Genomic DNA, 13,918 nt, shown 5'->3' with positions numbered 1-13,918 from the left:
CATATCGCATCTTGAGGCCATCATGAGTTCCGGATTGATCGACACGAAGCCGCTGGCGGGCATTGCGCTCGCCTCTGCCGGCTATGCCTGCTTCGCCCTGCAGGATGCCCTGGTGAAATGGATGGTCGCCACCTATGAGGTGCCGCAGATCCTGTTCATGCGAAGCCTTGTGATCGTTCTGATCTCCGGCGTCCTCCTGCGGTTCTACCGGCACCCCTCCATCCTGAAGAGCCCGTACCGCGGCACCGTCGTGCTGCGCGCCGCGCTGATGCTCGTTGCCTGGCTGCTCTACTACAACGCGGCGCGCTATCTAGGCCTTGCGGAACTGACCACGCTCTATTTTTCCGCACCGATCATCACGGTCTTTCTGTCGATCCTCGTCCTGAAGGAGGCCGTCGGTGCCGGGCGCTGGATCGCCTGCGTGGGTGGTTTCGTCGGCGTGGTGATCGCCGCGAACCCGTCACATTCGCCAAACCTCATTCCGGCTGCCATGTGCCTCGTGGCCGGATTCTGCTGGGCGTGGAGCACGATCCTCATCCGGCTCGTCAGCCGCAGCGAAAGCACGCTGACGCAGATGTTCGCGACCAGCCTGCTCTTCGGCCTCGCCTGTGCAGCCTCCTTCCCCTGGATATGGAAGACGCCCGACGCGGAAGGCTGGATTCTGATGCTCGCCCTCGGCCTCGTCGCAACGCTCGGCCAGTTCCTGCTTTACGAGGGGTTTCGTTACGCGCCCGCTTCTGCGCTGGCGCCCGTCGAATATACCGGCCTGATCTGGGCCTTCGTCTATGGCTACACGATCTGGGCGGAAGTCCCGGCAGTCAACGTGTTCGTCGGTGCCCTCCTGATTGTCGCCTCCAGCATGGTGCTCGTCTTCTGGGAGCGTCGCGGGGAAATCGCCGCGAGAAATCGTGCGGTTTCATAGCCCGAACGACGTTGAGGCGAATTCTAGCCTTTTGCCGGTCGCTGAGTGCCGCAAGGGTTGACTATCTCCTTTCATGCCCATCTTGAGTATCCATTGGCCGAAGCGGCCAGGGACTGTGATCGGACTGCCAGAATGAACGAGACGACCCGTGTGAACGAAACCCAGGCGACGGCCATCACCCTGTCGGAGCCGGAAAAGAACGTCATCATCGCGGGCGTGCTGCTGTCGATGCTTCTGGCGGCGCTCGACCAGACCATTGTCGCGCCCGCCATGCCGACGATCGGCAAGGCGCTCGGCCATGCCGACTACCTGCCCTGGATCGTGACGGGCTACCTCCTCACCGCAACCGCGATGGCGCCGCTCTATGGCAAGATTTCCGATGTCTATGGACGTCGTCCGACGATCTTCGGTGCCATCGTCATCTTCCTCGCGGGATCGCTGATCAGCGCGCTTGCGCCCAACATGCTAACGCTCATCCTCGGTCGCGCCGTGCAGGGCCTGGGCGGCGGGGGGCTGTTCGCGCTTGCCCAGATCGTGATCGGCGACCTCGTGCCACCGCGCGAACGCGCGCGCTATGCCGCCTGGATTTCCGGCACATGGGCCGTGGCCTGCATTGCCGGACCGCTGATGGGCGGCACCTTCGCCGAACATCTCCACTGGTCCGTGATCTTCTGGGTCAACATTCCGCTCGGCATCGCGGCGCTTATCATCATCAACAACCCCCTGAAGAAGCTGCCCGTCGTCGGCCGCGCGCACAGCATCGACGGCGCAGGCGCCGCCCTCCTCGTCACCGCCACCGCCCTTCTGCTGCTCGCGCTCAACTGGGGCGGTAGCCGCTATGCGTGGCTGTCGCCCGAAATCCTCGGGTTGCTCGGTTGCTCGGTGGTTTTCTGGGCGCTCTTCGCGCTTCGGCTGCGCCGCGCCGCCGAGCCGCTGATCTCGCTGGATGTTCTCGCCAACCCGATCGTGCGTTACGGCACGCTCGCCATGTTTCTCGGGCAGACCGCCAATGTCGGCCTTGCGGTCTATATTCCCGTCTATGGACAATCCTTCCACGGGCTTTCGGCCAGCAGTTCCGGAATGGTGATGCTCGGCCTGCTCCTCGGCACCGTCGTCGGCGCGACCATCAGCGGGCGCACGATCCCGCGTTTCACCCACTACAAGCGGCTCGCGATAGGCGGCGGCGCTTTCAGCGTTCTCTGCCTCGTCGCACTGGCATTCCTGTCCGGGCGCACGACGCTGTTCACGCTGGAGCTTCTGACCTTCGGCGTCGGCTTCGGCTCCGGCATGACCTTCCCGGTCGCCACCATCTCGGTGCAGAACGCGGTCGACCAGGCGCATCTCGGCGTGGCGACCGGCGTGCTCACCTTCCTGCGCTCGCTCGGCGGCGCACTGGGCGTCGCCATGCTCGGCGCCATCGCGCTCAGCAACGGCCTGCCGCTCGGAGGTGAACATCTCCAGGTCGTCGGCAGCGGCGTCTTGGAAGCCCTGCCCTTCACCTATATCTTCATCGCTTGCGCCGCCGCGACCGCCCTGTCGCTCGTGCTTTTCCAGCTGATGCCTGAAAAACCGCTGCGCGGCCGGGCCGAAAACGAGATCACGGCCATCGTCGAGTAGCTTCCTGCTTCAGGAACCTGTCTCCTGAATCCGGTACTGACGCTCGATTTCCAGCAGACGCTGCTTGCGCCAGAGGCCGCCGCCATAGCCGGTGAGCGCACCGTCCGCGCCAAGCACCCGGTGGCACGGCACCATGAGCGCGATCTGGTTCGCACCGTTTGCCCGCGCCACCGCACGTGTGGCGGCGGGACGGCCGATGTGCCGCGCGAGCTCGGCATAGCTGCGCGTCGTGCCGGCGGGGATGCGGCGAAGCTCGGCCCAGACCTCCTGGCTGAACGGGCTGCCGGCCTGGAACAACGGCGTTTCGAAATCGGCGGAACGGCCGGCGAAGAAGGCGTCCAGTTCGGCGCTCGCCTGTTCCGTCACGCCCGTCCGGCCGATCCCGATGCCATCCTTCGTCGCAGCGCGCAGTTTGCGCAGTTCGGCTGGCAGGGCCTTGCGGCCGATGAACTCAAGAAGATGCAGGTGGTTTTCGCTGGCCACGGCGACCATGTCGCCGAGCGGCGTGGCGATCCAGCTTGCCCGCAGCAGCCCGCCCTGCTTGAGGGCGGCCGGCGCACAGCCGAGGATTTTCGCGAAGGCGGCGCGGAAAGCACTGGCACTGTCGAACCGCGCCTCCTGCTGGGCCGCGATGACGCTGCCGCCGTCCGAAAGGGTTTCAAACCCCTCACGAAGGCGCCTTTGCCGCGCCATTTCAAGGAAGGTCATGCCGAACTGACGCTTGAAGCTGCGCCGCACCGTCGAGAGGTCATAACCCAGCCGCTCGATATGCTCCTCCGACCAGCGGGTATCCGGCCGCTCGTCCAGCGCCGCCAGCAAGGCGCCGATCGCCGGATCGGCGTTCGCGGCGGCCTGTAGAGGATGGCATCGCTTGCAGGCGCGAAAGCCTGCCTCGATGCATTCGCCAATCGTCGCGCGGAAAGTGCAATTGCCCGGCAGGGGTTTGCGCGCCGGGCAGGTCAGACGGCAGAAGATGCCGGTGGAGGCGACGCAGACATAGGCCTGGCCGTCATAGCGCTCATCGCGGGCGACAAGCGCCTGGTAGAGAGTGTCGTGGTCGGGAAGGGTAAACAGCATGACACCTTGATAGCATTGCGCCTGACGGCAGTCGGTCGAAAATCGGGCGTCTATTCAAAGAACCTGGATTGGTTCGCCGCGCATCTCCGCACCCGGCTGCGGCCACCGCGCCAGCGCCTCGCGGCCGGCGTCCGTCAGACCGTAAACGCCGCGGTCGACCCGCTCGAACCAGCCGTAGACATTCGACTGCAGGATCTTGCCCGCCTCGGGGACGCTGGCGCGGATGTCGCGGACACGCAGCGGCCCGTCGACCAAGGTTACCGCGCAGCCGAGCGCCTGCTGGCGATAGGCCGTCATGAGGGGCGTACGCGTGCTGCCGCCGAGGGCTGGATCGCCGCGCCGTTTCTGGTGCTCGCGCATGAGCCGGGACCGGCGTTTCGGATTGGTTCGCGGCATGGGGGTCACGGAGCCCACGATCACGCTGACATCGCCCGCATCGGAAATTCCAAGCATGCCGATGCCAAGCCGGCGGCAGAGATCCCGGTAGCGCTTGTCGGCTTCCCGGCCCCGCCCCTTTGCTGAAACCTTCGCGGCGATCCAGACCTCGTCGGAAACGGCCGCCCGGTCGACGGCTTGCAGGATGAGTTCCAGATTGAAGGTCATCTTGAGTTCGCAGACCACCACGACGGGCGGATCGTCCTCGCTGAGGCCGACCAGATCGCAGCCGCCGATTTCGCCCTTGACGACGTAGCCCGCCTTTTCGAGAAAACCTTTGACGGGCAGGTAAAGCGACGTTTCCATGGGCCTAGAGATCGAAGCGGAGAATCATGCGCCGACTATAACGATCGTGCTGCGCGGGTCACCTCCCCGCCACCGCCTGCTGCTTGCAAGGCGCAGGCCGAAAAATGCAAATCAAGGATTAACCGGCAGCAAGCAACTTTAAATGTATATTAATGCAAGTTTAATGATCTGCCCCCGGCCATCGACATTTCCCTTGGTTTTCCAGCGCCTTTGCCCGCAGGCTTCCTTTGCCGGATGACGGGACACGCCGTTCGGCGGGTTTGCGTTTTCGGGCAGGTGGGAAATGATCGCTTTCATCATGCGGCTGAAAAGCCGCGCGCATTTCGTCGTCGCCCCGCAACACGGCGCAATCCTGCTGGGCACCAACGCCCGCCGGCGGAAGCAAGCGCGCCAGCGTCTCGCCATCATGATCGGCCTGTTCACCGTCGCCTATATTGGCCTCGGTGCGCGGCTGATCCAGTACGGCCTGTCTGACCCTATCCAGTCCGCCTCGATCGGCGCTGGGCATGCTGTCGCCTCGCGCCCCAATATCGTCGACCGCAATGGCCTGCTGCTTGCGACCGATCTCAACATGGTCTCGCTCTATGCCGAGCCGCGACGGATCATCGATGCCGACGAGGTGGTGGAAAAGCTTGCCATGGTCGTGCCGAACCTCGACTGGAGCGAGACACATAAAAGGCTGCGCTCGCAGAGCGCGTTCCAGTGGCTCCGGCGGCAGCTGACACCCAAGCAGCAGGCCGATATTCTGGCACTCGGCCTGCCCGGCATCGGTTTCCGGCCGGAAAAGCGGCGCATCTATCCGGGCGGTGTCACGGCCGCCCACGTTGTTGGTCATGTCAATGTCGACAACCAGGGCCTCGCCGGCATGGAGCGCTATCTCGACCAGCAGGGCCTTGCGGACCTTCGCGCCGCCGGCCTGACCGACGACACGCGGCTCGAACCCGTCAAGCTTTCCATCGATCTGCGTGTCCAGAACATCGTGCGCGAGGTCGCCGCCAAGGCGATGGTCGACTACAAGGCGGAAGCGGCAGGTGCCGTCATCATCGATGTCGAGACCGGCGAGGTGCTCGCGATGGCCTCTGTTCCCGACTACGATCCGAATGAGCCCTCGCGCCGGCTTTCCGACGGCAGCATCGACAAGGAATACGAGAAGGGCTGGTTCAACCGCATCAGCAACGCGACCTTCGAGATGGGCTCGACCTTCAAGAGCTTCACGCTCGCCATGGGTCTGGACGAGGGCAAGATCAATCTCAATTCCGTTGTCGATGCTTCCCGTCCCATCCGCATGGGCGGTTTTACCATCCGCGATTTCAAGGGCAAGAACCGCCCACTCTCCATCCCGGAGGTGTTTCAGTATTCCTCCAATATCGGCACCGCCGCGGTGGCCGACATGGTGGGCATCGAGGGTCACCAGCAGTTTCTCACCCGGCTCGGTCTGCTTTCGAAGATGGATACGGAAATGCCGGGTGTCGCCACGCCCACGCAGCCGCGAACCTGGAAGAAGATCAATTCCGTGACGATCTCCTTCGGCCATGGCGTTGCGACGACGCCTCTGCAGACGGCCGTTGCCGCCGCCGCATTGATGAATGGCGGCTATCTCGTACCGCCGACCTTTCTGCCACGCACGAAAGAGGCGGCGCAGGCACTCGCCACCCGCGTCATCAAGGACAGGACGAGTGCCGACATGCGAACGCTCTATGACTGGAACGGCATCAAGGGTTCCGGCCGCCACGCGCAGGTGGAAGGTTTCCATGTCGGCGGCAAGACCGGCACTGCCGACAAGGTGATCAACGGGCGCTATGCCAAGGATATCAATTTCAACGCCTTCGTGGCGGCCTTCCCGATGGACAAGCCGCGATACATCGTGCTGTCGATCATCGACGCGCCCCGGACCGGCGAAAATGGCGGGCGCACCGCCGCCTCCACCGCAGCCCCGATGATCAAGGCGATTATCCGCCGTGTCGCGCCGTTGCTCGGCGTGCAGCCGCGGTTCGGCGAGCCGGATGAAAACATGCAGCTCGTCGATTACTGACCGCGTTCACAGCCGGTCTGTTCCGTTCTGGAGCAATCCACGTCGCCCGGAGTAACGTCGGAAGAATGTCGTCTAAGACTTTGTTTATTGGTCGCCTCTAGATTTCCAGCGAGAATCATCCTGAGGACATGAAGCCCTTGGCCGCCACGGAAATGATGCTGCAATTGACGCAGCTGATGGAACACGCCGGCAATCTCATCGCTGTCTTCGACCCGGAGGACCGCCTGCGGTTCGCCAACCGGGCCTTTCGCGCCGCCTGGTTCATCGAGGATGACGAGGAGCTTCTCTGGTGCGATCTCATGCGCCGCAATTATCACGCCCGGCGCGGCACGATCGTCGAGACCGCGAACTTCGAAACCTGGCTGCATTCCACACAGGCAAGGCGCGGCAAAAGCGGTTTTCGCGCCTTCGAGACGGATCTTCATGACGGGCGATGGCTCTGGATGGCGGAAACGATGCAGCCCAACGGGTGGATGCTGTGCGTGGCGAGCGATATCAGCTCTATCCGCCCGGACGAGCGGTCCCTGCGGCAGGATCGCGATATCGCGATCAAGGCCTCGCAGACGGACGAGCTGACCGGGCTGCCCAGCCGCCGCTATGTGATGGGCAAGCTGGGTGAAATCGTCGGCTCGCCGGGCGGGGCCGATCAGGACGTCGGTTGCCTTGCGGTGCTGGACATCGACAATTTCAAATATATCAACGACCGCTTCGGCCACGGCGTTGGCGATGCCGTGCTCAAGGATTTCGCCGTCACGCTTCAGCGCCATGTGCGCAAGACGGATATTCTCGGCCGCGTCGGCGGCGAGGAGTTTCTGCTCATCCTGCCGAATACGACGATGGAGGATGCCGAGGCCATCGTGCAGCGCATGCTGGTCGCCGTGCGCCACTCCCGGCCCGTGCCCGATCAGGCAAGCTTCCGCTATACCTTTTCCGCAGGCCTCGCCTGGGTCGCCCGCGGCGACGATCCCGCCTCCGTCTATCGGCGGGCCGATCTCGCGCTCTATGCCGCAAAGATGCGCGGGCGTGACCAGATCAGCATCGAAATCCAGCCCGAGCGGCGCCTTGCTTCGACGAACACAACGTCTTCGGAATGATCACAGGAAATCGTCACGGCCCGGCGTGAAGGTGTCGATCAGCAAGCCGGGTGCAAGGGCCACGACGCCGTGCACGAGGTTGGGAGCGACGATGAAGCTGCTGCCGGCGGCAAGGCGTGTGGTAACACCATCCACCGTGACGTCGAACGCGCCTTCGGCGACATAACTCACCTGCGTATGCGGATGGGAATGCAGCGCGCCGACAGCCCCTTCTTCAAAACGGAAGGCGACGAGCATCAATTCCGGACGATGGCTCAGAACCGCTCGGCGATTGCCGGGGGCGACTTCGGTCCAGACGGTGTTTTCGGGTAGGGTATAGGGCTGCATGGGTTCTCTCATCGCGCAAGCCATCCGCCATCGACGGGCAGGATGGTGCCATGGATATAATCGGATGCCGGGCTCGCAAGGAAGACTGCGGCGCCGGCCATGTCTTCCGGCCGCGCCCAGCGGCCGGCAGGAATGCGCTTCAGGATATCGGCATTGCGCTCGGCATCCGCGCGCAATGCGGTCGTGTTGTTGGTCTCGACATAGCCGGGCGCAATGGCGTTCACGTTGATCCCCCGCGCCGCCCATTCGTTTGCCAGAAGCCTGGTGATACCGGCAAGGCCGCTCTTTGCCGCCGTATAGGACGGTACGCGGATGCCGCCCTGGAAGGAAAGCAGGGAGGCGATATTGATGATCTTCGCCGGCCTGCCTGCCGCAATCGCCGCCTTGGCGAAGGCCTGGCAGAGAAAGAAGACGGATTTCAGGTTGGTGTCGAGCACCGCATCCCAATCCTCTTCCGTGAAATCGAGTGAATCCGCCCGGCGGATGATGCCGGCATTGTTGACGAGGATGTCTGGCGTCGCACCCGCCTCCAGCGTCTCGGCAATGACCTTGCCAGCAACACCCGGCTCGGAAAGGTCAGCCGCGATGGCAACAAACCGCCGGCCGGCCGCCTTCACCTCCGCTTCGGTCTCCGTCATGACGGAACGCCCGACGCCGACGATATCGGCGCCCGCCTTCGCCAGTCCCACGGTGATGGCCTGGCCGATGCCGGTATTGGCGCCGGTGACGATTGCCCAGCGGCGGGAGAGATCGAAAGATGTCATCGCAGCGCTTCCATAGGCACCTTGTCCATGTCGGTGAAGCTCATGTTATCGCCGGCCATGGCCCAGATGAAGGCATAGCGGCCGGTGCCGGCGCCCGAGTGGATCGACCAGCCGGGCGACAGTACCGCCTCATGGTTCTTCAGCACGACATGGCGTGTCTCGGCTGGTTCGCCCATGAAATGGAAGACGCGCGTCGCGTCCTGCATCCCGAAATAGAGATAGACCTCCATGCGCCGGTCATGCACATGGGCCGGCATGGTGTTCCAGACGGAGCCCGGCTCGAACATGGTGAGGCCGACGAGCAGCTGGCAGCTTTCGCAGACGTCGGGATGCACATACTGGTTGATGGTGCGGTGATTGGATTCCTCCGCAGAGCCAAGATGCACCTTTTTCGCCATGTCGCGGGTGATATGCACCGTCGGGCATGTCCGGTGCGCGGGAGCGCTCAGGACATAGAACAGGGCCGGTTCGGCGGGATCGTCGCTGGCAAAGCCGAGCGCACCCTCGCCCATGCCGATATAGATGCCTTCCTGAAAGCCGAGCGCAAAATCCTTGCCTCCGACGCCCACCGTGCCGGGACCGCCGATATTGATGATCGCGGCCTCGCGGCGCTCGAGGAATTGATCCGTGCCTGTTTCGGCGACACGGCCGATTTCAAGCCTCTTGTCGGTTGGCACAACGCCGCCGACGATCATGCGATCCAGATGACTGTAGGTGAGATTGACCTCGCCCGGCCGGAACAGCGTCTCGATGACGAAGCCATCGCGAAGCCCTTGCGTGTTGCGCCTTGCGGCGTCCTCAGGCCCGACGACCTGGCGTACAGATACGGAAAGTGTCACGGCATATGCCTTTCAAAAGTGGAAATCAGGTGAGCACGACATAGTCGGTGAGCTGGTTGATCGTCGTGTCGGCCTTGGCGACATCGAAGACCTTGGTGCCGTGGCTCATGATCACGAAGCGGTCGCAGACCTGATAGGCGTGGTAGATATTGTGCGTCACCAGCACGCTGGAGACGTTCTCCGCCTTCAGCTTCAGCACCTGGTTCAGCAGCGCCTCCGTCTCACGTACGGAAAGGGCCGAGGTCGGCTCGTCGAGCAGCAGCACGCGCTTCTTGAAATAGACGGCGCGCGCAATGGCGACGGCCTGCTTCTGGCCGCCCGAGAGATTGCCGACCAGCGTGTCGGGGCTATCGATACCCGAAATATGCACCGCGTTCTGCAGCACCTCCATGGCGATCTCGCGCATCTCGGCCTGCCGCAGGAAACCGAAACGATCGGTCAGCTCGCGCCCCATGAAGATGTTGCGGGTGATCGAGAGGCTGTCGACCAGAGCTGTGTGCTGGTAGATCGTTTCGATGCCGGCATCCGCCGAATCCGAGCGGCAGGTGAAGAGCGTCTTCTTCCCGTCGACGCTGAGGTAACCGTCCGTTGGCTTGTGAATGCCGGAGATCAGGTTGACCGTCGTCGATTTGCCGGCGCCATTGTCGCCGAGCAGGCCCACCACCTCGCCTTCGCCGATATGGAAGCTCAGATTGCGCAATGCTGTCAGAGCGCCGAAACTTTTGGAAATGTTGTGCAGTTCGAGAAGATTGGACATCACGCAACACCCCGCCGCTCGATGAGATGGTTGAAGATGGCGGCCAGCACGATCAGCGTCGCGATGAACATGTCGAGATAGAAGCCGGGAGCGCGCAGCAGCAGCAGCACGTCGGTGATGGTGTGGATGAGCAGCACGCCGAGAAAGATACCAATGATCGAGCCACGCCCGCCGCGCAGTGACAGGCCGCCGATCACGCAGGCGGCGATCGCCTGGAGTTCGAGGCCCGCACCCTGACCGGGCTGCACGCTGCCGACGCGGGCCGTGGCGAGGATGCCGGCAACCGCCGCCATGCCGCCGGCAATGGCAAACGCAACCAGCTTGACGCGATTGGTGTTGATGCCGATGGCCTCCGCCGCCCCGCGATTGCCGCCCGTCGCGAAGACATGGTTGCCGAAGCGGTGGCGATGCAGCAGGAAATGGAAGCCGACGACGAAGAGCACGATCCAGATGAAAGCGGCGTTGATGCCGAGCAGCGTACCGGAAAACAGGCTGGTGAAGACGGGTTCGGGATCGAAGCGCACCTGCACTGCGCCGTTGTAGAGCAACACGGCGCCGCGCCAGAATAGCAGGCCGCCCAGCGTCACGATAAAGGACGGCAGGCCGAAGCGGATCGTGATCTGGCCGTTGAGAAGGCCGATCATCACGCCGGCCAGGACACCGAGCGGTGCGGCGACGAAGGCGCTGACGCCGGCACCGACAAGGCTCGCCATCAGGACGGCGGTGAAGGTGTAGACAGAGCCGATGGAGAGGTCGAATTCACCCGCGATCATCAGCACGCCGGCGCCGAGCGCCAGGCAGCCGAGCACCGGGACCGCCTTCATCAGGATCGTGAGGTTCTGCGGCGAGAGATAGCGGAACTCATTGGGATAGAGCAACGCGCCGGCGATGCAGACGATCTGCAACGTCATGAAGACGAGGAAGATCGCACCGGCGGGCATGCCCATGATCTGCTTGAGGATGGATTGTCTTTGCGTGCGCGAACGGGGCGCGGCGCTGTCGGCAAGGATAGGTGTCACGGTCTGGCACTCGATCTTTTTTCGGGGGAAGGTACCCGCCGGGGCACGCCGGCAGGTTCCCGCGCATTCCGGTTAGCGGAAGCTGCCGATCAGCGGCTTGACCGAGCTGATGCGCGACTTGTCGAGGAAGGCGCCCTGTCCCGTATCGACATCCGTCGGGGTCAGCCCATACTTCTTGGCAAGCGCGATCTGGGCGATCGGATAGTAGCCCTGGAGGTAGGGCTGCTGGTCCATCGTGGCGAACATCGCCCCCGATTCCACCGCATTGACGATCTCGACGGCAAGATCGAAGCCGCCGAACGGGATGTTGACGCCGGCATCCTTGATGGCGCCCGCACCGACCGTCGAGGTGACCGAGCCCGTGCCGAACAGCGCCTTCACGGTCGGATTGGCGATGAGGAACTGCGCGATGATGTTCTGCGCTTCGGCCGGGTCGAGACCGGCACGCACCGTCTCCACCTTGATGCCGGCTTCCGTCATCGCCTTCTCGATACCGCCGCCACGAGCGACCGCGAAGCTCGCCTCGGGGATTTCGCGCGGATTGAAGACGACGTCGCCGGACTTCAGGCCGAATTCCTTGATCATGCGTTCGCCGAGTTCGACACCTGAGGCGAACTCGTCCATGCCGACATAGGCTTGGCGGCAATTGCCCTTGGCGCCTTCGAGGTCGTCATTGTTGAAGCCGATGACGACGATACCAGCCTTGACGGCCGCGCAGATGCTCTCGTCGAAGGCATCCGACGAGGAGATCGCCACCGCGATGCCGTCGACGCCGCTCGCCGTCGCGCTTTCGATCAGGTCGTTCTGGCGCACCGGATCGTTGTTGGCATATTGCACGTCGAGATCGACGCCGAACTGGCTGGCGGCGTCTTGCGCGCCCTTCACCACGGGGTTAAAGAACTGGACACTCGGATCGAGGTAGATGATCATCGTGGCCTTGACGTCTGCGGCAATCGCCGTAGATGCCATCATGGTGGCAAGACCCGCGGCCATTGCCGCGGCTTTCAACCTGGTCATTTTCATTTGCGTATCCTCCCTTTGGATGTGCAATGCGGGTCCAAAAGACCCAAGTCTCGGCTGGCGGGCTCCGACCAAAGATTTCGCCAGCCGAGGTTTTCCTCCTAATGACCGCAAGTCGCGGTCCTGTTACCCGAACCAGGGCGCGGGGCGCCCGAACGTGACGTGCACGCCCTTGAACTGGGAATATTCATCGAAGCCGTAGCGGCCGAGTTCGCGGCCGAGGCCGCTCTTCTTGTAGCCGCCGATCGGCAGTTCCGGCGTGCCGTCGATCACGCTGTTGATCCAGCAGCGGCCGGCACGAATGCGGCGGATACTCTGCAACGCGTTTTCGAGATTGGTGGACCAGACGGAGGCCGACAGGCCGAATTCCGTCGCATTGGCCATCGCCACCGCCTCGTCCGCCGTCTTGAAGGTCAGCGTCGACAGCACCGGCCCGAAAATCTCCTCGCGGGCAATCGACATATCGGGCGTGACACCGGCAAACACCGTCGGCGCGTAGTAGAGACCGGCCTCCCTGCCAACCCTCTCGCCACCGAGCAGAAGCTTCGCGCCGGAAGCGACGCCCGCCTCGACATAGGAATGCACTTTCTCCGCATGTGCCTCGGAGATCATCGCGCCGATCTTGGTGCGCTCGTTCAGCGGATCGCCAAAGGTGACCTTGCGCGAAATATCGAGCAGGCGTTCCATCAGCGCATCGCGGATGCTTTCCTCGACCAGCAGGCGGCTGCCGGAAATGCAGCACTGGCCGGCATTGTGGTAGACGCCATAGGCGATGCCGTCGGCCGCCGCGTCGAGATCCGCATCGGCGAAGACGATCTGCGGCCCCTTGCCGCCCAGCTCCAGACCGACGCGCTTGACGCTGCGCGCCGCGATCTCGCCGAGCTTGGTGCCGACACGCACCGAACCGGTAAAGGCCACCATGTCGATGCCGGGGTCCTCCGCAAGCACCTGGCCGGCCGGATCGCCGTATCCTGTGACGACATTGAACACGCCATCCGGGATGCCAGCCTCACGCGCCAGCTCGGCCATGCGGATCGAGGTGCCGGAGGTGAATTCCGAGGGCTTCAGCACCACCGTGCAGCCGGCGCCGATGGCCCAAGGCACGCGCTCGGAGGCGATGATGAAGGGGAAATTCCACGGTGTGATGATACCGACGACACCGACCGGTTCGCGCAGCACGAGGCCGAGACGGTCGTCGCCGATATTGTTGTGGCTCTGGCCTTCCAATGCACGCGCCTGGCCGGCGGCATAGGACCAGAGGTCGGCGCAGAAGCCGATCTCGCCGCGCGCCTGGGCGATCGGCTTGCCGACCTCCAGGCTTTCGGCCAGCGCCAGCTCTTCCTGATGCACAAGGATAAGGTCCGCCACCTTGAACATCAGGCGCGAGCGCTCGGCGCCCGACATGCGCGGCCACGGGCCGGTATCGAAGGCGCGGCGTGCGGCGGCAATCGCCAGGCGCACGTCATCCGCCGAGGCTTCCGGCCACGTGCCGACGACGGTTCCAATGTGGCCCGGGCTTACCCGATCGATCGTCCGGCCGGATGCCGCATCGACGGACTTGCCATCGACAAGCATCTGATAGCGGGCTTTAATATTCAGCCGCGGGTCACGGGAATCGGGTGTTATGAAATTGGACAGCAATATCGTCTTCCGGCCGGCAAGTTGGCGCCGGCCCCTCCCTGTTGATCCGGATTTGAGGCCACCGGATT

General features: G+C 63.6%; 13 protein-coding genes. 4 read left to right on the top strand and 9 right to left on the bottom strand.

From position 1 onward, the window contains the following. Positions 1-22 precede the first annotated feature (22 nt). Together MUO32_RS04740 and MUO32_RS04735 are read left to right on the top strand one after the other, a co-directional pair. Complete coding sequence (locus tag MUO32_RS04740) at positions 23-922, top strand: DMT family transporter (RefSeq protein WP_257947066.1); 900 nt, start codon at positions 23-25, stop codon at positions 920-922. Between the two features lie 132 nt (positions 923-1,054). After that, positions 1,055-2,539: an MDR family MFS transporter gene (locus MUO32_RS04735; RefSeq protein WP_257947065.1), complete on the top strand. Its 1,485-nt coding sequence runs from the start codon at positions 1,055-1,057 to the stop codon at positions 2,537-2,539. A 9-nt stretch (positions 2,540-2,548) separates the two neighbouring features. Here the strand turns inward: MUO32_RS04735 and MUO32_RS04730 are convergent, their stop codons facing one another. Both MUO32_RS04730 and MUO32_RS04725 read right to left on the bottom strand, forming a co-directional pair. Further along, a complete protein-coding gene (locus tag MUO32_RS04730; protein WP_257947064.1) occupies positions 2,549-3,616 on the bottom strand; it encodes a bifunctional transcriptional activator/DNA repair enzyme AdaA in 1,068 nt (355 codons plus the stop codon). A gap of 54 nt (positions 3,617-3,670) precedes the next feature. Continuing rightward, the gene (locus MUO32_RS04725; RefSeq protein WP_257947063.1) at positions 3,671-4,357 is read right to left on the bottom strand and encodes a DUF2161 domain-containing phosphodiesterase; all 687 of its coding nucleotides are present in this window, start codon (positions 4,355-4,357) and stop codon (positions 3,671-3,673) included. Positions 4,358-4,640: 283 nt separating this feature from the next. On the opposite strand from MUO32_RS04725, the gene MUO32_RS04720 reads away from it, so the two are divergent. Together MUO32_RS04720 and MUO32_RS04715 are read left to right on the top strand one after the other, a co-directional pair. Beyond that, positions 4,641-6,389, top strand: coding sequence for a penicillin-binding protein 2 (locus MUO32_RS04720; RefSeq protein WP_257947062.1), 1,749 nt, complete (start codon positions 4,641-4,643; stop codon positions 6,387-6,389). A 128-nt stretch (positions 6,390-6,517) separates the two neighbouring features. Beyond that, positions 6,518-7,483, top strand: coding sequence for a GGDEF domain-containing protein (locus MUO32_RS04715; protein WP_374708587.1), 966 nt, complete (start codon positions 6,518-6,520; stop codon positions 7,481-7,483). Here the strand turns inward: MUO32_RS04715 and MUO32_RS04710 are convergent, their stop codons facing one another. The 7 genes from MUO32_RS04710 to MUO32_RS04680 all read right to left on the bottom strand — a co-directional run bounded on the left by MUO32_RS04710 (position 7,484) and on the right by MUO32_RS04680 (position 13,850). Beyond that, entirely contained in the window at positions 7,484-7,810 is a 327-nt protein-coding gene (locus tag MUO32_RS04710; protein ID WP_257947061.1) for a cupin domain-containing protein, read from the bottom strand. It lies immediately after the preceding gene. Positions 7,811-7,818: 8 nt separating this feature from the next. Continuing rightward, positions 7,819-8,574 carry a 2-dehydro-3-deoxy-D-gluconate 5-dehydrogenase KduD gene (gene kduD, locus MUO32_RS04705; RefSeq protein WP_257947060.1) on the bottom strand — a complete coding sequence of 252 codons (756 nt, stop codon included), beginning with the start codon at positions 8,572-8,574 and terminating at the stop codon, positions 7,819-7,821. Continuing rightward, complete coding sequence (kduI, locus tag MUO32_RS04700) at positions 8,571-9,413, bottom strand: 5-dehydro-4-deoxy-D-glucuronate isomerase (protein WP_257947059.1); 843 nt, start codon at positions 9,411-9,413, stop codon at positions 8,571-8,573. The genes kduD and kduI overlap by 4 nt, the downstream gene beginning before the upstream one ends. Before the next feature lie 25 nt (positions 9,414-9,438). Next, positions 9,439-10,170 carry an ATP-binding cassette domain-containing protein gene (locus MUO32_RS04695; RefSeq protein ID WP_257947058.1) on the bottom strand — a complete coding sequence of 244 codons (732 nt, stop codon included), beginning with the start codon at positions 10,168-10,170 and terminating at the stop codon, positions 9,439-9,441. Beyond that, entirely contained in the window at positions 10,170-11,189 is a 1,020-nt protein-coding gene (locus tag MUO32_RS04690) for an ABC transporter permease (protein ID WP_257947057.1), read from the bottom strand. Before MUO32_RS04690 ends, MUO32_RS04695 begins: the two co-directional genes overlap by 1 nt. Before the next feature lie 72 nt (positions 11,190-11,261). Next, the gene (locus tag MUO32_RS04685; protein ID WP_308311250.1) at positions 11,262-12,212 is read right to left on the bottom strand and encodes a substrate-binding domain-containing protein; all 951 of its coding nucleotides are present in this window, start codon (positions 12,210-12,212) and stop codon (positions 11,262-11,264) included. Between the two features lie 123 nt (positions 12,213-12,335). Next, complete coding sequence (locus MUO32_RS04680) at positions 12,336-13,850, bottom strand: aldehyde dehydrogenase family protein (RefSeq protein WP_257947055.1); 1,515 nt, start codon at positions 13,848-13,850, stop codon at positions 12,336-12,338. Positions 13,851-13,918 lie beyond the last annotated feature (68 nt).

Source organism: Shinella sp. CPCC 101442, assembly GCF_024704725.1.
Taxonomy (GTDB): domain Bacteria; phylum Pseudomonadota; class Alphaproteobacteria; order Rhizobiales; family Rhizobiaceae; genus Shinella.
The sequence above is the reverse complement of the archived record's forward strand: the minus strand, read 5'-3'. Positions and strand labels throughout refer to the sequence as shown.